Annotated in this window: 23 protein-coding genes; 12 read left to right on the top strand and 11 right to left on the bottom strand. The window is 42.7% G+C overall.

The genetic code is table 11. The annotated features are described in order from the left end of the window. From N6H18_RS06005 to N6H18_RS05975, 7 genes are all read left to right on the top strand, one after another. Positions 1–1,191 carry an NADH:ubiquinone reductase (Na(+)-transporting) subunit B gene (locus N6H18_RS06005; protein WP_262310934.1) on the top strand — a complete coding sequence of 397 codons (1,191 nt, stop codon included), beginning with the start codon at positions 1–3 and terminating at the stop codon, positions 1,189–1,191. Further along, positions 1,178–1,972 (top strand): NADH:ubiquinone reductase (Na(+)-transporting) subunit C, encoded by a 795-nt coding sequence (gene nqrC, locus N6H18_RS06000; RefSeq protein ID WP_262310933.1) that lies wholly within the window; start codon positions 1,178–1,180, stop codon positions 1,970–1,972. Before N6H18_RS06005 ends, nqrC begins: the two co-directional genes overlap by 14 nt. A 42-nt stretch (positions 1,973–2,014) precedes the next feature. Next, positions 2,015–2,692: an NADH:ubiquinone reductase (Na(+)-transporting) subunit D gene (locus N6H18_RS05995; RefSeq protein WP_262310932.1), complete on the top strand. Its 678-nt coding sequence runs from the start codon at positions 2,015–2,017 to the stop codon at positions 2,690–2,692. Positions 2,693–2,697: 5 nt separating this feature from the next. Further along, positions 2,698–3,309, top strand: a complete 612-nt coding sequence (gene nqrE, locus N6H18_RS05990; protein ID WP_262310931.1) for an NADH:ubiquinone reductase (Na(+)-transporting) subunit E — start codon at positions 2,698–2,700, stop codon at positions 3,307–3,309. Positions 3,310–3,536: 227 nt separating this feature from the next. Then, a complete protein-coding gene (locus N6H18_RS05985; protein ID WP_262310930.1) occupies positions 3,537–4,244 on the top strand; it encodes an NAD-dependent epimerase/dehydratase family protein in 708 nt (235 codons plus the stop codon). Further along, positions 4,216–4,668, top strand: a complete 453-nt coding sequence (gene dtd / locus N6H18_RS05980) for a D-aminoacyl-tRNA deacylase (protein ID WP_262310929.1) — start codon at positions 4,216–4,218, stop codon at positions 4,666–4,668. The genes N6H18_RS05985 and dtd overlap by 29 nt, the downstream gene beginning before the upstream one ends. Continuing rightward, positions 4,668–4,994: a nucleotide pyrophosphohydrolase gene (locus N6H18_RS05975; protein ID WP_262310928.1), complete on the top strand. Its 327-nt coding sequence runs from the start codon at positions 4,668–4,670 to the stop codon at positions 4,992–4,994. Before dtd ends, N6H18_RS05975 begins: the two co-directional genes overlap by 1 nt. A 3-nt stretch (positions 4,995–4,997) precedes the next feature. Here the strand turns inward: N6H18_RS05975 and N6H18_RS05970 are convergent, their stop codons facing one another. The 4 genes from N6H18_RS05970 to dusB all read right to left on the bottom strand — a co-directional run bounded on the left by N6H18_RS05970 (position 4,998) and on the right by dusB (position 8,051). Beyond that, on the bottom strand, positions 4,998–5,834 hold the full coding sequence (locus N6H18_RS05970; RefSeq protein ID WP_262310927.1) for an alpha/beta hydrolase: 837 nt from the start codon (positions 5,832–5,834) through the stop codon (positions 4,998–5,000). A 3-nt stretch (positions 5,835–5,837) separates the two neighbouring features. Next, positions 5,838–6,713: a DMT family transporter gene (locus N6H18_RS05965; protein WP_262310926.1), complete on the bottom strand. Its 876-nt coding sequence runs from the start codon at positions 6,711–6,713 to the stop codon at positions 5,838–5,840. A gap of 50 nt (positions 6,714–6,763) precedes the next feature. Then, positions 6,764–6,907 (bottom strand): hypothetical protein, encoded by a 144-nt coding sequence (locus N6H18_RS05960; protein ID WP_262310925.1) that lies wholly within the window; start codon positions 6,905–6,907, stop codon positions 6,764–6,766. Positions 6,908–7,052: 145 nt separating this feature from the next. Next, a complete protein-coding gene (gene dusB, locus N6H18_RS05955) occupies positions 7,053–8,051 on the bottom strand; it encodes a tRNA dihydrouridine synthase DusB (RefSeq protein WP_262310924.1) in 999 nt (332 codons plus the stop codon). Positions 8,052–8,220: 169 nt separating this feature from the next. On the opposite strand from dusB, the gene N6H18_RS05950 reads away from it, so the two are divergent. The 5 genes from N6H18_RS05950 to N6H18_RS05930 all read left to right on the top strand — a co-directional run bounded on the left by N6H18_RS05950 (position 8,221) and on the right by N6H18_RS05930 (position 12,196). Continuing rightward, the gene (locus tag N6H18_RS05950) at positions 8,221–9,138 is read left to right on the top strand and encodes a CPBP family intramembrane glutamic endopeptidase (RefSeq protein ID WP_262310923.1); all 918 of its coding nucleotides are present in this window, start codon (positions 8,221–8,223) and stop codon (positions 9,136–9,138) included. Beyond that, complete coding sequence (locus N6H18_RS05945) at positions 9,131–9,337, top strand: putative signal transducing protein (protein ID WP_262310922.1); 207 nt, start codon at positions 9,131–9,133, stop codon at positions 9,335–9,337. Before N6H18_RS05950 ends, N6H18_RS05945 begins: the two co-directional genes overlap by 8 nt. Next, a complete protein-coding gene (locus N6H18_RS05940) occupies positions 9,318–10,160 on the top strand; it encodes a phosphatidate cytidylyltransferase (RefSeq protein WP_262310921.1) in 843 nt (280 codons plus the stop codon). The genes N6H18_RS05945 and N6H18_RS05940 overlap by 20 nt, the downstream gene beginning before the upstream one ends. A gap of 76 nt (positions 10,161–10,236) precedes the next feature. Beyond that, positions 10,237–11,511 carry a Glu/Leu/Phe/Val family dehydrogenase gene (locus tag N6H18_RS05935; protein ID WP_262310920.1) on the top strand — a complete coding sequence of 425 codons (1,275 nt, stop codon included), beginning with the start codon at positions 10,237–10,239 and terminating at the stop codon, positions 11,509–11,511. A 25-nt stretch (positions 11,512–11,536) separates the two neighbouring features. Continuing rightward, positions 11,537–12,196: a phosphatidylserine decarboxylase family protein gene (locus tag N6H18_RS05930; protein ID WP_262310919.1), complete on the top strand. Its 660-nt coding sequence runs from the start codon at positions 11,537–11,539 to the stop codon at positions 12,194–12,196. A 70-nt stretch (positions 12,197–12,266) separates the two neighbouring features. On the opposite strand, the gene N6H18_RS05925 is transcribed toward N6H18_RS05930, so the two are convergent. From N6H18_RS05925 to N6H18_RS05900, 7 genes are all read right to left on the bottom strand, one after another. Next, positions 12,267–13,031: a pseudouridine synthase gene (locus N6H18_RS05925; RefSeq protein WP_262310918.1), complete on the bottom strand. Its 765-nt coding sequence runs from the start codon at positions 13,029–13,031 to the stop codon at positions 12,267–12,269. A gap of 122 nt (positions 13,032–13,153) precedes the next feature. Beyond that, entirely contained in the window at positions 13,154–13,714 is a 561-nt protein-coding gene (gene scpB / locus N6H18_RS05920; protein WP_262310917.1) for an SMC-Scp complex subunit ScpB, read from the bottom strand. Position 13,715: 1 nt separating this feature from the next. Then, entirely contained in the window at positions 13,716–14,102 is a 387-nt protein-coding gene (locus N6H18_RS05915) for a TraR/DksA family transcriptional regulator (protein ID WP_262310916.1), read from the bottom strand. A gap of 588 nt (positions 14,103–14,690) precedes the next feature. Then, positions 14,691–15,608, bottom strand: a complete 918-nt coding sequence (locus tag N6H18_RS05910; protein WP_262310915.1) for a hypothetical protein — start codon at positions 15,606–15,608, stop codon at positions 14,691–14,693. A gap of 657 nt (positions 15,609–16,265) precedes the next feature. Then, a complete protein-coding gene (locus N6H18_RS18790; protein WP_407692836.1) occupies positions 16,266–16,550 on the bottom strand; it encodes an IS3 family transposase in 285 nt (94 codons plus the stop codon). A gap of 223 nt (positions 16,551–16,773) precedes the next feature. After that, the gene (locus N6H18_RS05905; RefSeq protein WP_262310914.1) at positions 16,774–18,312 is read right to left on the bottom strand and encodes a YifB family Mg chelatase-like AAA ATPase; all 1,539 of its coding nucleotides are present in this window, start codon (positions 18,310–18,312) and stop codon (positions 16,774–16,776) included. Between the two features lie 85 nt (positions 18,313–18,397). Next, entirely contained in the window at positions 18,398–18,676 is a 279-nt protein-coding gene (locus N6H18_RS05900; protein ID WP_262310913.1) for a hypothetical protein, read from the bottom strand. Positions 18,677–18,713 lie beyond the last annotated feature (37 nt).

Here is an 18,713-nt window from a genome sequence, read left to right as displayed (position 1 = left end):
ATGAAATTTATAGAAGACATTTTTGCAAAAGTTCGACCAAACTTCGAAAAAGGAGGTAAGTGGGAGAAGTTTTACTATGTATATGAAGCACACGAGACGTTGTTTCTAGCACCCAACAGCACGACTAGCGCCAGAGGTGTACAAGTACGTGATGCAGTTGATATGAAGAGAATGATGATGACCGTGATCATCGCCATGATACCATGTTTGCTTTTTGGTATTTGGAACGCAGGTCATCAACACTTTTTGGCCATTGGAGAAGTCGCAGATTTGACTGACAAGCTTTTGATGGGAGGAATTTTGGTGATTCCGATCGTTATTGTCTCATACGCAGTAGGATTGGGTATCGAGTTTACGTTTGCTACCATCCGCAAGCATGAAGTCAACGAAGGATTCTTGGTGACAGGGATGTTGATTCCTTTGGTGATGCCTGCCTCTATTCCATTATGGCAAGTAGGTTTGGCTACAGCTTTTGCGGTGATCATCGGCAAAGAGGTATTTGGTGGTACAGGGATGAACATTCTCAATGTTGCCTTGACAGCCAGAGCATTCTTATATTTTGCCTATCCTTCACAGATTTCTGGTGATGTATGGTCATACATAGGTGATGGACAAGCAGTAGCTGGATTCTCAGGAGCAACACCACTTGCAATTGGTGCTGCAGCAGTAGAAGGAACCACCCCGATGGTAGACATGCTCAATGACAGTTGGACGGCAGGAATCTACGATTTCTGGAACATGTTTATCGGTATCATGCCAGGATCAATTGGTGAAACCTCTACTTTGATGTGCTTGATCGGTGCAGCTGTATTGATCATCACAGGTGTTGGTAGCTGGAAAATCATCTTCAGTGTATTTGCAGGTGCTTTTGTGATGGGTACTGTATGTAACATGTTCGGAGCAAACGAATACATGTTGCTACCTGCTCAGTACCACTTGGTGATTGGTGGATTGGCATTCGGAGCTGTTTTTATGGCTTCTGACCCTGTCACTGCTGCCCAAACCGAAACAGGTAAGTGGATATATGGTTTCTTGATCGGTGTACTGACTATTATCATCCGAGTATTTAATCCAGCATATCCAGAAGGAATCATGCTTGCAATATTATTAATGAACGTATTCGCTCCACTAATCGATTTTTATGTGGTAGGCGCTAACAAGAAAAGGAGGTTGAAACGTGCAACGGTCTAATTTATACATCATCGTTTTCGCAGCAGTATTGACAATCATACTGGGCGGATTGCTATCTGGTACATCTGTAGTATTGAAACCACTACAAGACAAGCAAGTAGAACTAGATACAAAAAAGAAAATCTTAGGTGCGGTGATGGATATTTCCAACATCAAGAAACCTCAAGAGATTTTGGATCTATATGATCAAAGAGTAAAATCAATCGTAGTAGACATCAATGGAGATTTGATGGAGAAAGATGAAAAAGGCAACCCATTGGTCGCTGAAAAAATCGATTTCCAGAAGAATCACAAGAAAGATGTACAAACAAGACCTTATCCTGTTTTCATGATCATGAAAGAAGGTTCTGACGAAGTTGATTCTTATGTATTACCTATGTTTGGAGCAGGTCTTTGGGATTGGATTTCAGGATTCGTTGCCTTGGATAGTGATCTCAACACTGTCAGAGGAGTGGCATTTGACCACAAGTCAGAAACTCCGGGTCTTGGAGCCAGAATCACCACTCCAGTAGTACAACAGAGATACATAGGCAAGAAAATCTTTGACGAGCAAGGCAGTTTACAATCTGTGTCAATGGTAAAAGGCGAAAATGGAGAGTCTTTGGATTCTCACCACATAGATGGTATGTCTGGTGCTACCTTGACAGGAAAAGGTGTCAATGCCATGCTCAAAGAATACTTGACGTACTATGAGACTTTCATCGAAAAGACCAAAGAAGCTGGTAAAAAACCAGAGGTAGAAGAAGTGGAAGAAGTCGTCACTGAAGAGCAAAATATTTAATGGATATTTACTTGGGTCTAACCCATAAAAATAGATAAAGAAATGAGTACAGAAACTTTGGAGCAAGCAATCGTCAAGGAGCCTTCGGAACCTTTATTTTCCAAAAGAAGAAAGAAATTCATTACTGATCCGCTGAACGACGATAACCCGATTACCATACAGGTATTGGGTATATGTTCGGCACTGGCTGTCACTGTCAAGATGCAGCCAACTTTGGTAATGTCTATTGCAGTAGTTTTCGTTGTGGTATTTTCGAATCTCATCATCTCATTGATGAGAAACATCATCCCAGGACGTATCAGAATCATCGTCCAACTAGCGATTGTTGCCACTTTGGTAACCTTGGTAAGTGAATTTTTGAAAGCCTATCTGTTTGATATGTACAAGGTATTGGGTGCCTTTGTAGGACTGATCATCACCAACTGTATCGTGATGGGACGACTAGAGGCATTTGCCATGGCCAACAAAGCCTATGACTCTGTCCTTGATGGATTGGGTAGTGGGTTTGGATATGCCTGGATTATCTTGACAGTCGCATTTTTTAGAGAACTGTTGGGATCAGGTTCAGTATTTGATTTCCCAGTATATGGGACGATTCAAAACCTCACTGGATTTGCCATCCCAACCAATGGTTTGATGGTTGATTCGATCGGAGCATTTATGGTATTGGGTATCATCATTTGGATACAAAGAACTAAAAACGGTTACGTAGAACACTAAGAGACATGGAAGCATTTAATATTTTTATAAAAAGCGCATTTATTGACAACATGATCTTCGCATACTTCTTGGGTATGTGTTCGTTCCTAGCTGTGTCAAAGAAAGTATCTACGGCCGTGGGTCTGGGAGCTGCGGTGATCTTCGTCTTGACGATCACTGTGCCGATCAACTGGTTGTTGCAAGAATATGTTTTGAAGGAAGGAGCTCTTACTTGGATGGGGGCAGATTTTGAATCAATCGATTTGAGCTTCTTGAGCTTTATCATGTTCATCGCCATCATTGCTGCCATGGTGCAGTTGGTAGAGATGGTCATAGAGAAAGTCTCTCCAGCACTGTACGGATCACTAGGAATCTTCCTTCCATTGATCGCTGTAAACTGTGCGATCTTGGGAGCATCACTTTTCATGGTACAAAGAGATTATACATTGGTAGAAGCTACGGCTTACGGATCTGGTTCAGGATTCGGATGGTTCTTGGCCATCATCGCACTAGCTGCCATCAGAGAAAAATTGAAATACAGCAATGTACCTAACGGATTGAAAGGTCTAGGTATCACCATGATCCTGACAGGATTGATGGGGATCGCCTTCAAATCCTTCATCGGTATCGTGTTGTAATTTTAGAAGATAAGCATGATTACAGAACCTCAGTCGTATGGCTGAGGTTTTTTTATAGCTTTTAGTCTAAAAAAATTAGATTTCAAATCCATGCGGGTGTGTATGTCTTGCAAAGTGAATCTTGTAACCTCGAGTCATATCTCCTTATTTTTCAATTACTTGGGCAATTATTTGTTTCTTCTCAAGTAAGTGTCTAATTTTTTAGTCCAATTCAATCTAAATCATAAATGGCAGGCAAAACAGCATTGATCGTGGGAGCTACAGGTCTAGTAGGTAGGGAGCTTCTCAATACCCTATTGAGCAAAGACCATTATGCTAAAATATTGATTGTTGGCCGCAGATCAATTGAAATCAAAGACAACAGAATAGAAGAATTGATTGTCAATTTTGATGAATTGGAAAAGTATCAATCTCAAATATCTGCTCACGATTATTATTGTTGTCTGGGTACGACGATGGCGCAGGCCAAATCCAAAGAAGCATTTTACAGAGTAGACTTTACCTATCCCATGGAATTGGCCAAAATAGCTCAAGCTGATCCACAATTCGAAACCTTCAACCTGGTCTCAGCCTATGGAGCCAATGCACAATCTGGTTTGTTTTACAATTCCGTCAAGGGTCAGTTGGAAGAAGCTTTAAAGGAAATGGGCTTGCCAGCATTGCATATATATCAGCCTTCACTTCTGCTGGGTTATAGACCACATTTTAGGATTTGGGAGGAAATGGCCAAGTTGGCTTCTTCAATATTTTCGTTTTTCATCATTGGTTCGAGATTGAGATTTTGGGCAATCAAAGGAAGTCAGGTGGCGGAAGCCATGTTTTATGTCGCAAGCAGCGATGAGAAAGGAATACACATTCACAAACCGCTAGAGATGCAAAGAATCGCGCGAAAAAAGGAATATACATTTGATAGTAGTCGTTCAAAAGTCGCTTGAAGCATCCGTAACCATTGACGGGTCTGTCAAGGGCAGTATTGGAGTGGGGTTTGTCATATTGGTGGGAATTGAAGCAGAAGACTCGCAAGACGACATTGACTGGCTCAGTCGCAAAATTGTGAATCTAAGATTGTTTGAAGACGAGGCTGGCGTCATGAATTTGAGTTTGATCGATGTGGAAGGCGATATTCTCCTGATCAGTCAGTTCACACTGCATGCCAGTACCAAGAAAGGCAACCGACCTTCTTACATCAAAGCTGCCAGACCAGAAATTGCCATTCCGCTCTACGAAAAATTCATTGCGCAATTAGAAAGTGATTTAGGAAAACCCATTCAGACAGGAGAATTTGGTGCAGACATGAAAGTAGCTTTGGTCAATGACGGCCCAGTCACGATCATCATCGATTCAAAAAACAAACAATAATGACGATTGAACAAGCACAAGCCAAAGTAGATCAATGGATCAAAGAATATGGCGTTCGTTATTTTAATGAGCTGACCAACATGACTATTCTGACCGAGGAAGTAGGTGAATTGGCACGCATCATGGCAAGAACCTATGGTGACCAATCGTTCAAAAAGTCCGATATGGGCAAGGATCTTGGAGATGAGATGGCCGATGTACTATGGGTATTGATTTGCTTGGCCAATCAAACAGGGGTAGACCTCACCAAGGCACTGGAAAAAAACATCGAGAAGAAAACCCAACGTGATGCGATGAGGCACAAAGAGAATGAGAAGTTGAAGTGAGGATTAAGAAACCCTTGTTTCAATCCATCCGATTATTAAGTCCAACACTTCTTTCTGTTTCAAATCGTTATGTGGCTCGTGTTTGGTTTCGGCCAATGATACAAAGCGTACTAAATCTGGTCTGCTCTCCGCAAATGCTTCTGTTCCCAATGGATTCACGATTGGGTCATCTGCTCCATGAAAGGAAAAGATTGGGGTTTTTAACCGATCAGAGTTTTCAAGTGCCCATTTGCTATGTTGATAACATTGGCTGAACAGCTTGACCGATATCTTGGAATGTACCATGGGATCATCCGCATAGGATTGGTTGACAGCCTTATCATGGGTCAAATCTTGGTGATTCAAATTATTGGGTTGAGTCAAGGATGGCAAAACCGTAGCTATTCTTTTCGCCAGGTTGACTTTCCATGTGGGTGGTTCTGCAACTAACCTGAACCAAGGTGATGAAAGTACCACTCCTTTCAATTCCCCAGTGGTACGCAACAGGCAATAGTTAGCCACAATATTCCCTCCCATACTGTGACCGTAGAGAAACATCGGTAGATCGTTGTATTCAGATCGAGCATACATCATGAGTTCTTCTACATCATCGAGCAGTGCTTCATAAGTGGGTGCATGTCCCCTCTTACCCTCAGAGAGACCGTGTCCTCTCATGTCGATGATATAAAACGAGATATTGTGCTCACAAAAAAACTGTGCGACGTGCTCGTAGCGACCGGCATGTTCACCCAACCCATGGATCATACATACCATCGCCTTGGGCTGTGGTACGAGATATTCATATCCTGCCAATTGGGTACCGTCTCTGCTGACGATGGAAAATTCTTCTCTGTCTACCATGATTTATTTACGATTGGCAAGATAGACACCTACCAAAACAATCACAACGCCAGAGTACTGGTAAATATTCAATGTTTCTCCATCTAACAATCCCCAGATGATCGCAACCAATGGAATGATATAGGTACAAGAGGCTGCAAATACTGGAGAAGCCATTTTGACAAGGTTGTTGAATATGAACATGGCTAGTGCTGTACCGATTATTCCTAGAATGGCAATGTATCCAAAACCCATTAGAAAATCTGGTTCACTGCTGATCTTGTCTGTAAAAGCTGTACCCAAGAATAAATAAGTGGCGCAAATTGGAAAAATGAGAGAGAAAGAAACCGCTGTAATATCCAATGCTTTGATTTCAGGCAAAAAGCTTTTGATGATGTTGGCATTGATACCGTACATGATGGTAGCCGCTAAAATGAAAAAACCATATAGGTTGATTCCGCTGATATCGAAATGGGCGCCACCCAGCATGATGAAGATGCAGCCGAGAAATCCAATGATGATTCCAAATGCAGACATTCTTGTCATCCGTAGATTAAAAAAAAGTGCGCCAAAAAGGGAGACAAAAATCGGAGTAAAAGAATTGATGACCCCAGTGATGGCGCTACCCACCCTGGTTTGCGCATAGGCGAAAAGCATCGCTGGAATGTAACTCCCCACAAAACCGACGATGAAGATGTATGGGATTTTTCCTCTTGGGATTCTTTTAATTGCTTGAATGCCAAAAGGCAATAGAACCAAAGAGGCCATAAAAATACGCAGTGTCCCTAACTCAGGGGCATTAAAAACCAGTAAGCCCTTCTTGATAAGAATAAATGAACTGCCCCAGATGAGAGAAATCAGCCCGAGCAATACCCAAGGAAGGGTGTTTTTGTTGCGCATGCGTTAGTGCTATAGGAAGTTATTATTTATTGCTTGTTTCGAACGAACCATCAAATCCATTTTTCATACTTTTTCTTGACCTCTGTGTGAGGGCTGGTTTTTCCATTTTCTTCTTGCTGGAGTGTCCGATCGAGCGAAACAGAAAGAACAGCCTCTGATTTTAAGAATGACTCCAATATATTCTTTTCACTCACGTGCATCAATTGTTTGATCAGATGATATTTTCTCGCTGCTAGTTTTATACAATAATGGTGGCTATGAAGATCTAATCACCCCATTTTGGCGCTTTTTTTGTCCTTTTTCACAAAAGCCATGACAAAACTATAGCTGCATGCAGTTTCAATGCTCAGCCATTTCCATGTCACCGAACACGTTTTCCAACTCGTCTAGTACAGCCAGCGTTTCTTCATAGGTGGGTGTTTCGACTAAACGAGCTCTGTAAGGCTTGATTCCTGGTATCCCACGGAAGTAGTTGGTGTAGTGTCGGCGCATTTCGAAGATTCCTTTGTTTCCTTCTTTCCATTCCACTGAGAATTTCAGGTGAGACCTGACTGCTGCTAAGCGCTGTTGGAATGTAGGAGGAGCTAGTTTCTCTCCAGTTGCCAAATAGTGTTTGATCTCGTTGAATATCCAAGGATAGCCTATCGCCGCTCTCCCTATCATGATGCCATCTACACCATAGGTATCCTTGTATTCTTTGGCTTTTTCGGGAGAGTCTATGTCTCCATTGCCAAAGATCGGAATATGAATGTCTGGATGGTTTTTTACCTCCTCGATGTATGACCAATCTGCTTCACCCTTGTACATCTGCTGGCGAGTGCGTCCGTGGATGGTCAATGCTTGGATGCCTACATCTTGCAATCTTTTGGCGACTTCTAGGATTTTGATCGTATCGTGATCCCAACCCAGACGAGTTTTGACCGTGACGGGTTTGTTGACGCGCTTCACGATCTCAGCGGTCATTCTTTCCATTTTTGGGATGTCCAAAAGAATACCGGCTCCTGCTCCTTTGCAAGCGACTTTTTTGACTGGGCAGCCGTAGTTGATGTCGATCAACTCTGGATTGGCCTCCTCTGCTATGGCAGCCGCCTCTCGCATAGACTCGATTTTGTCTCCAAATATCTGAATCCCTATAGGTCGCTCATAGTCGTATATATCCAGTTTTTGCAAACTCTTGGCTGCATCTCTGATGAGTCCCTCCGATGAGATGAACTCTGTGTACATCAAATCAGCACCATTTTCTTTGCACACCGCACGAAAGGGCGGATCACTCACGTCCTCCATAGGTGCCAGCAACAATGGAAACTCTCCTACCTCTATATCCGCGATTTTGACCATTTTGACTTCTTGTTGTTATCTACCGAACCTCGGAATAATACTTTTTGATTATTCGAATTATCAGAACATTTTTGCTACAAAGTTAATTCGAATCTGTGAGATTAGTTTTGCATCTGTTTGTAGAATCTTATGGATCAGCTAGTTTACTTACCATTTGTAATTTATCCCTATGTCTCAATCACTCCCTGTGGGGAAAAGTCCTTTTGTGCAATTGTTGTTGGTAGTGGCTTATGCCGCCGCAGGACTGTTCATCTTTCAATTTTTCAGTTTAGCCATTGTTTTTGCGATCTCTGGATTAGAGTTTGAGCAGTTTATGACAGACATGTCCAATCCAATAGGCCAACCGGAATTTAAGAATTACATGCTGTTTGTGCAGTTTTTGCCCTCCTTGGTTAGCTTTATTGTCATCCCATTGTTATTTATCTATAAAAATGAAGGTCGCCCTGTTTTCTCCGATTTGAAGTTCAATGAACTCAATATACCATCCGTTTTTATTGCGGTAGGGTTGACCATCTGCTTGATCATTGTAGACAGTGTTGTGATTGAGTGGAACATGAATATTCAGTTTCCAGAGCCTTTTCATACATGGGCCAGTGACAAAGAAGAAGCGATGAAGGTATTGACGGAGTACCTCACGGACTTTAGCAGCCCTATGTATTTTTTAGCAGCATTTGTGACGATTGCGATTGTTCCAGCTATTGGAGAGGAACTGTTGTTCAGAGGGTTGATTCAAAAATATCTTTGGTTCATCACCAAAAACCCTCATGTAGCGATTTGGCTGACAGCTATATTTTTCAGTGCTTTTCATATTCAGTTTTTTGGATTCGTGCCTAGGATGTTGTTGGGGGCATTTTTTGGGTATTTATACTACTTTTCTGGGAATTTGATTTATGCTATGCTGGGTCATTTTGTCAACAATGGATTGACGGTTCTGATGTTATATTTGTATCAAAACAATTGGGTATCCTATGATATTGAAAATACCGATTCGATTCCTTTGGAAACGGTGGTCATATTCGCTATTATAGGCATCGGACTTTTTGTGCTTTATGCAAAACAGTTTAAAAACCGGCTGGCTTATGAGTGATTGGCAAAAGGTATATTCTGACAGAAATGAATACCGCGCCAATATCGTAGTGGCTGTATTAGAAGATTTTGGGCTTCAGCCTGTGTTGGTCAACAAGAAGGACACTGCATACCAACTGGGGAATTTTGAAGTGCACGTGGCTCCTGATCATGTGATCAGAGCAATTAAGATTATAAAAGATGACATCAACTTCAATTAAGTACGCTGATTTAGCCAAACGCCTTGTGACAGGCATACTCGGAGCATTCTTCGTCATCTTTGCGATCGCTTACAGTCGTTGGGGTTTTTTTGGTGTGTTTCTGTTTACTTGTGTGATGACACAGTGGGAGTTTTACAAACTCATCAAAGCCAATGGCATCATTCCACTGCGGACTTATGGTACGCTGATGGGTATCTTGGTGTACTCTTTGTTTTATCTGGCCTCTGCTGGATACATGGCAGATTTGGATTGGTTTTATATCATTTTGCCATTGACATCTGGAGTTTACTTCATCAAACTCTACAAGAAGGATGAGAAAAAGCCTTTTACCAATATTGCCTTTACATTTCTCGGTATATTTTATGTTGCCTTACCCATTTCGCTGTTGAGTGTGGCTGCATTTAGTTTGGGTCGCTACAGTTATGAAATCATCATAGGCTTGTTCCTTATTTTGTGGGCGAGCGATACAGGAGCCTATTTTGCAGGGATTCAATTTGGGAGACGAAAACTATTTGAGCGTGTCTCACCCAAAAAATCTTGGGAAGGGAGTGTAGGAGGAGCGATTTTGTCATTGGCATTTGCGGTGGGAGTCGGTCATTATTTCCACGATTTGGCCAGATGGCAATGGATAGTGATTTCATTGATTGTGATCGTATGCGGCACCTATGGTGATTTGATCGAATCACTCTTCAAACGCAGCATGCAGATCAAGGACTCTGGTAGCAAACTGCCTGGTCACGGTGGATTTTTAGATCGATTTGATGGACTATTGCTGTCGGTACCTTTTATTGTTATTTTTCTTAAATTCTGTCTCAAATACTGATCTGAATATTGGATCGGAAAGAGCTAGAATATTCGGTGAATGATTACATTTGTTTCACAACAAACAACACACAAAAATGGGATATATAGAGCCTGCTCCTATCAAGGATAAAGAAAATCCATTTGAGTCTATGATGTCTAGGTTTAATGTGGCTGCCCAAGCCCTCGGCCTAGAAGACGAAATCTACAATGTTTTAAAATCACCTTACAAACAAGTCATTGTTTCTCTCCCTGTCACGATGGATGATGGATCAATCCGAGTCTTCGAAGGCTACCGAGTGATTCACTCCAACATACTAGGGCCATCCAAGGGCGGTGTGAGGTTCGATATGGGCGTGAATCTGGATGAAGTCAAAGCACTGGCTGCTTGGATGACATGGAAATGCGCCGTAGTAGATATCCCTTACGGAGGAGCCAAAGGCGGTATCAAATGTAATCCTCGTGAAATGTCGGCAGGAGAAATCGAACGATTGACCCGTACCTACACACAGACTTTGATCGAAATCTTCGGGCCAGATAGGGATATTCCTGCACCAGATATGGGAACAGGACCGAGAGAGATGGCTTGGATGATGGACGAATATTCTAAGTCTCAAGGCATGACCGTCAATGCAGTGGTGACTGGTAAACCTCTTGTTTTGGGAGGTTCGCTAGGTCGTACAGAGGCGACAGGTCGAGGCGTGATGATTGCTGCTTTGTCAGCCATGGAAAAGAGAAAAATTAATCCGTTCAATGCCAAATGTGCCATTCAAGGATTTGGTAATGTGGGCTCTTGGGCTGCAAAACTTCTCAATGAGCGAGGAGTCAAAGTTGTCGCCATCAGTGATATTTCGGGAGCATACTTCAATGACAATGGTATCGACATCAACGAGGCGATTGCTTATCGTGATGCGAATAAGAATAGCCTCGAAGGATACAAAGGAGCGGAGAAAATCCCAGGAGATGAGTTGTTGTTCTTGGATGTCGATGTTTTGATTCCAGCGGCGATGGAAGATGTAATCACCAAAGACAATGCTGGCAAGATCAAAGCCAAACTGATCGTGGAAGGAGCGAATGGTCCAACCTCTGCCAAGGCAGATGCCATATTGAAAGAAAACGATGTGTGGGCTGTACCAGACATTTTGGCCAATGCGGGTGGAGTGACTGTATCCTATTTCGAATGGGTACAAAATCGTTTGGGATACAAATGGACGAGAGAAAGGGTGAACAGAAGATCTGACAGGATCATGAAAACATCATTCAATCACGTATATGAAGTGTCTCAGCAATACGATGTATCTTTGAGAATTGCTGCATATATCGTAGCTATAGACAAGGTTTCAAACACATATAAATACAGAGGAGGGTTCTAAAAGAACCCTTTTTTACGACAAGGAGATGACTATACACAAAGAAGGAAGAAAATTACTATTTGTACTTCTCGCAGTACTATTTGCCATCAATTATATGGTGAGCTATTTTTTGCCAGGACTCGCAATCGTCCAACAACTGGTACTCATTGCCAGTTTGGTTATTTACTTATTGATACTTCAGTTTTTTAGGAGTCCAAGCATCTCAATCGAGATCGATGACAAGGTCGTCTTGGCACCTGCCGAAGGCAAAGTAGTCGTGATCGAGAATACAATGGAAGATGAATACTTCCATGCTGAGCGCAAGCAGATTTCGATATTTATGTCGCCACTCAATGTCCACGTGTGCAGAACCCCAGTCGGCGGATTGGTCAAGTATTTTAAATACCATGCAGGTAAATATTTGGTCGCATGGCATCCTAAGTCCAGCACAGAAAACGAACGAACCACGATGGTCGTCCAAAACCCTGCTGGGGTGGAAGTCCTCGTGCGTCAGATTGCTGGTGCAGTAGCCCGTCGTATCAAGTGGTACCACAAAGAAAATGATCAATTGACTCAAGGACAGGAATACGGTTTCATCAAGTTTGGCTCAAGATTAGATGTCTTCTTGCCATTGGACGCAGAGATCAAGGTGGAGCTAGAGCAGAAAACCAAGGGTGGTAAAACGATTCTTGCCGTCTTGAAATAAGGCAATGCACTTTATGCCAAGCGCTTTAAACAATACACATAGTACTTCACTTAAAGCGTTTGGCGCTCAATCAACTCATGTTTTTGAGCAAGTTGAGTTCCTTGTCCGTCAAAAATCTCCATTTGCCTCTTGGCAAATCTTTTTTGGTCAAGGAGCCATACATGGTGCGGTCTAGTTTGACGACCTCATAGCCAAAGTTTTCGAAGATGCGTCTTACGATTCTGTTTCTACCGATGTGGATTTGAATGCCTATATTCTTTTTGGTCTCATCTAGGATGGCTATTTCGCTTACCGTGACAGGACCATCATCCAAACTGAATCCTGCAGCAATATCTTCTAAGTGATTAGCAGTCAGTGGTTTGTCTAACTCAACGTGGTAGATTTTCTTGATTTTATAGGATGGATGAGTCAGTTTTTGAGACAGCTGGCCATCATTGGTCAATAGCAGCAAACCTGTGGTATTTCTATCCAATCTGCCAACAGGGTAAATTCTCTCATCACAAGCACCTTTCACAATGTCCATGACGGTTTTTCTATCCTCAGGATCTTCCATCGTACTAATGAAATCCTTTGGTTTGTTGAGCAATACATAGACGTAGTTCTGAGGACTGATGACCTTGCCATTGTATCTGACTTCATCGTTTTGTTCGACTTTCTGACCTAGTTCGGTTGCTACTTTGCCGTTGATCTGAATCTTTCCCTCCTGAATAAGCTTGTCTGCATCACGGCGTGAGCAAATACCTGCATTGGAGATGTATTTGTTGATCCTTACGGGAAAATCAATCGAAAGCTTTTTGGGAGTAGTAGTTTTTTGAAGTCGCTGTTTTCTTTCCATGATCAGAATTTATCCTACAAAGCTAGACAATATAGTTCACGGTTGACAGTCAACAGTCAACAGGTTTTTAGTCATGATAGACCAAAGTGAGGATGGAGCATCACAATGCCAGCTTCTCAACACTATTCCTGCGTATCTCCGATTTCGTTGTCTCGTTGTTCGAAATCTTTGAGGGTTGGGAGTTCGCTGATGCTGTTGATACCGAAGTAGTCTGTGAAGTTTTGACTCGTGCCATAGATGATAGGGCGACCGACGGCCTCAGATTTTCCTTTGATTTCTATCAACTCCTTCTCCAAGAGTTTTTGCACAGAGTAGTCACAGTTGACTCCACGGATTTGTTCGAGTTCGCCTTTGGTGACAGGTTGTTTGTAAGCGATGATGGCAAGTGTCTCAAGGGCAGAATTGGACAGACGCTTTTTGGATTGTTGCTTGAGTAGTATCCCTATGCTGACTTGGTAAGCTGGTTTGGTCAAGAATTGGTAACCTCCTCCGCTATTTACAGGCTCAAAGGAGTATTGCTCTGAGGCATACTTTTGCTGCAAGGAGGCGATAGCCTCTTCTATATCCTTGAGGGGTATTTCTGCCTCAAACATCTCAGAAAGACACTCCTGTAGTTCTCTTTCTGCGATAGGCTTTGGTGCACAAAATATCAGCGCCTCAATATGGTTTGACAAAAAGTCCAAATTAGCTGTTTTGCTTCAGCTTAGAATCAATAGATAATGTAGTGTGCGGCACAGCTCTGAGTCTTTCTTTGCTGATCAGTTTGCCACTTTCTTTGCAGATACCATATGTACCATTTTTGATTCTAATCAAGGCATTTTCCAAATTGGTGATAAACTTTTGCTGTCTAGCTGCCAATTGGTTCAAGCTTTCTTTTTCGGCTGTATCGGCACCATCTTCTAGTGTTTTCACATTGCCAAACGTACTGTCTGTTCCTGAGTCTTTGCTTTTGGTCAAGGATTGTTTGATGTAATTCAACTCGTTCCAAGCCTTCTCTAATTTTCCATTGATCAGCTCTTCAAATTCTTGCAATTCGCTAGCCGAATACCTGGTTTTCTCTCCGTTGCTCATAGTATTGGTATTATTTCTATAACAGTTTCGCTAATCTACTTCAAGGGATTTAAAAAGTAAAATGAATGACATCACCTAATTGATAAATTATCCACAAGTTTTACGCGCAAATCTTGATTTTCGTTTAGCATGTTTTATTAACGAGAATGGAAATAAAAAAGTATGAGTGATTTTCTTTGTTTCTCTGACAATTGATTTTATCCTATACCAACATTACCTTCTATGGGTTGACAGCATATTTGTTGATTTTCTTTAGACTAGATTTCATGGCCTTTTTGATCAGAGACCCTTTTGATCCTAGATCAATTTGGGTATTATTTTTAGGATTAAATTTTATGCTTCGAGTAGTGACTACAAACCCAGCATTCAAAGACAAGTTGGTGAGGTCAATGATTCCGCTAGGTCGCAATTGCATTGCGACTTAATCTTTTGGCCATTTGTAATGCCAGTAATACTACTGTAAATCCACATTCATTACACTCATTTCCCACAATAATTCTTGGCACTGCTATAGACACAATCTCTCCGGTCGTACCTCTGCAAAGACCAGAGGGTGGTTCGACGCAACATGTGACTATTTGGACGATGCTAAAATCCTTCCTTTTGGATCTCATAGGTTTCATGCTGATCCAGCCAAACTCGAACCTCCTGCAGCGCTTGCTCATAATCTGCGACCATCAACTCCCCAAATTCATCTACGGGCAATGGAAAATCTACAATCACAGGCGCGATATACTCCATTACCCGATAGCCGCAGAGTATCTTCTGGCTAGAGTCTGGGTCGGCAGACATACAATTTGCTTGGTCGCTTTGAATGATTGTTTCCAAATACGCAAAAATCTCTGGATTGCGTGTGTACACCAAGCCTGGCACAAAATCATAGACGAAATCATCATCGATAGGTGCACGACTCAGTTTGAGCAACAAATAGCCCGTAGATGCTTGATCACCCATCCTGCACAGTGCCAGTCTAGCCGCCCATTTGTCGGTAAATGAAGCATCGGATTGGATGATTTGATCGATCGGGATTCTGAATTGGGTCAGCTGAAGCCATCCTGCCAGCTTCAGTGCCATATCGAGATGAATGGCAGCCGTATCTATGTACTGCCCAATCCTCTCTTTGTCTCGTGCTGCAAAATCCTCTAGCAAAAATCCAGACAAGCCCTCCATCACTGCATCGATGATTCCGCTGTCTTTGTCCTGCAATCCTTGGGTCAACACACTCACTGCTTGCGATCGTATGGATGCCTGATTACTCTGTTGACCAACAGACTTGGCAATCGCATAGGCCTTAGCTCTGATCTTCGGGATGGTATCCTGCTGGTATTGGTTCAGTTCGGTCAGCAAGGAAGCAACATCTTTGGTATTCAATATTTTGCTGGGGATGGGGTCGTAGGAGCCACCTTTGACCTGGGCCATGTATTGATCTAGGGACTTGGTAATCGACTGTGCCTGCGTCTGAAACACGATTGCCATGAAGACGAGCTGGTAGATGATTTTTCGCATGCTTAATATTACGCAGTTCTGAGCAAATACTAAAGGGTAGAGGAAAGTAAGATAGGGGCTGCAGTTGTGTACCCTCTTCCTCTAGTCTCCCCCTGTCATAGTGAGGTACACGCCTTGGTGGATAAACTCGAACCATAGGCAGGTAGTGCTGATGCTTCGGTACTGCTTGTCTACTCTTCGAGAACCTCAGAGTGACAAGGAGAGAACCTCAGCGTGACAAGCGATCTAGGCTAACGGAACCAAAAAGTAGGTTCATTCTTGTGGTGAATAGTAACTATCCCAAACTACCCCTATACCCATTTCAAAGGCCATTTTACTTGTCTCCAAAAACCCGCGCAGATTTACTCCAAAACGTAGTGTCGTTTGTGTGAAAGTCTGCTGTTGTTTGTTCGAAAGTCTGCCTAGGTTTGAGAGAAAGTCTGCGCGGGTTTGGGACAAAGTCTGCGCGGTTCTAGAAAAAATCTGCGCGGGTTTGGGAGAAAGTCTGCGCGGATTTGAGGTAAAGTCTGCGCAGATTTGAAGTAAAGTCTGCACGGATTTGAGGCCAAGTCTGCGCAGACTTTGAGGAGCATGTGGCTAGGGAGTCAAAGTGATGAGTTAGATCTTAGTGTTTAGGCCTTAGATACTTGGACTTGCAACAAAAAAGTGGACAAATAGTTAAGCGCATTTTGAATAATTATCTTTCCCAAATTCATCGGGTGTTTTATAGCCTAGATAGGCATGTTTCCTTTTTCTATTGTACCAAACTTCAATGAATTCAAATATTTGAGTTTTAGCTTGAAGTATGCTGTGGTAATTGACATGCCTAACCATTTCAGACTTGAGTATTTTGAAAAAGCCTTCAGCAACAGCATTGTCCCAACAGTTCCCTTTTCTGCTCATGCTCTGCTTGACTCCTTGTCGCTTGAGATGATCAGAAAAAGCATACGCAGCATATTGCACGCCTCGATCCGCTCGGTCGCATTTCCGAATGCGACCACATCTTTATGGCATTTGCAATGCCTTCATAGTAGCTCCACTTCCATTACCTCCATAGTGTCTTGCGCTACTATAAACATAGTCACCCGACCGACTCACGAAACTGCCTTTGGGTGTCATGGTTGGGGGAAAATAGAGTGTGACGAATCAAAACTTGTGCTTTTTAAGGTTGGTTACTATTGGAGGATTAATTAGCCCAGCCGTCTCTGTCTAGGCTGCGGTATTGGATGGCCTCTGCGAGGTGTTCGATTTGGATGTCTTCTTTGCCAGCCAGATCGGCGATGGTTCTGGAGACTTTGAGGATGCGGTCGTAGGCTCTGGCAGAGAGGCCTAGTTTTTCCATGGCGGTCTTGAGTAGGGCTTTGCCAGCTTGGTTGATTTGGCAGATGGACTTGACCATTTGCGAATTCATCATGGCGTTGTTGAAAATCTCAGGATGGTTTTTGAACCTTTCGGATTGAATTTTCCTTGCCTGGATTACTCGTTCTCTTATTTGATCAGAGCTTTCTGTTTTTCTATCTTCGGTCAGTTGATCAAAAGACACAGGCGTGACTTCTACATGCAAATCTATGCGATCAAGAAGGGGTCCACTGACTTTGTTCAAGTATTTTTGAACGACTCCTGGCGCACAAACACATTCTTTTTCGGGGTGATTGTAGTAGCCACAGGGACATGGGTTCATGCTGGCGATCAACATGAAGTTTGCTGGAAACTCTATTGATATTTTTGCTCTTGAGATAGTAACCTTTCTTTCTTCCAATGGTTGTCTCATTACCTCCAAAACGGTTCGTTTGAACTCAGGAAGTTCATCCAAGAAAAGCACACCATTGTTGGCGAGCGAGATTTCACCTGGTTGTGGAATACCTCCTCCACCTACCAGGGCCACATCACTAATTGTGTGATGCGGAGACCTGAATGGTCGCGTGGCAATCAAAGAAGAGTTGGAGTTGAGATTGCCTGCTACTGAATGAATTTTGGTGGTTTCCAATGATTCTTGGAGTGTGAGTGGAGGGAGAATCGATGGCAGTCTTTTGGCAAGCATGGTTTTGCCAGCGCCCGGAGGGCCAATCATGATTACGTTGTGTCCACCTGCTGCTGCGATTTCCAGTGAGCGCTTGATGTTTTCCTGACCTTGTACATTGGCAAAATCTGCTTCGTATTCATTGATATGTGTTTGAAACATATCACGGGTATCGTATTCTAGTGGAATGATGGTGGTTTTCCCAATCAAATGATTGACGGCTTCTTGAAGGCTAGAAACTCCAAACACCTCTAATCTATCGACTATTGCAGCTTCGGAGGCGTTTTCTTTGGGCAAGATGATTCCTTTGAAACCCTTGTTCCTGCCTTCGATAGCTATGGGTAGTGCCCCTTTGATCGGTCTGAGTGAGCCATCGAGAGCAAGTTCGCCCATGATGAGGTATTGATCTAGGGTTGGGACATCCATTTGACCAGATGCTGCTAGGATACCTATGGCAATGGGTAGGTCGTAGGCGGAGCCTTCTTTTTTGATGTCTGCTGGTGCGAGGTTGATGATGACTTTTTGTCTCGGCATATGGTAGCCGTTGTGTTTGAGCGCAGATTCTACTCTGTGTTCACTTTCTTTGACTGCAGAGTCTGGTAGGCCTACCATAAAGAACTTGGTGCCTGTACTGACGTTGACTTCAATGGTAATGATGTGTGCATCTACTCCATAGACTGCACTGCCAAAGGTTTTTGCTAGCATGGTTTTAATCTTCAGTATTTGAGATGCTCAAGATGCTGCTGAAGAGATTCTCAACTTTACAATTATAGCAGATTATCGCTAGTTATCAATTAGATTTTGACTTAGTCCGAGTCAAATCTTTTTCTAGTTGAGCGATTTTTTTCTTGAGTTCATTGATGTGAAGTCTTTCGATGATCAATGCGGATGCAAATAACAAGGTCCCGATTCCTCCTAGTCTCAGAACGAGACGCATCAGACCGACCCACGTATCTATAAAGTCCCATTTCCAGTAGAGGACTAAATAGTCATGTGTAACAGCGACAAAGACACAGACAAGAAAGTAGGTGATGTACAATGCATAAAATATAGGTTTCAGTTTTTTCATGTCTTTTCACTTGTCAGGCTGTGCAATCTAAGTTAAG

This window comes from Reichenbachiella agarivorans (genome assembly GCF_025502585.1).
GTDB classification, from domain to species: domain Bacteria; phylum Bacteroidota; class Bacteroidia; order Cytophagales; family Cyclobacteriaceae; genus Reichenbachiella; species Reichenbachiella agarivorans.
Note: the sequence above shows the minus strand (reverse complement) of the source record. Positions and strands in the feature narration are given on the sequence as shown.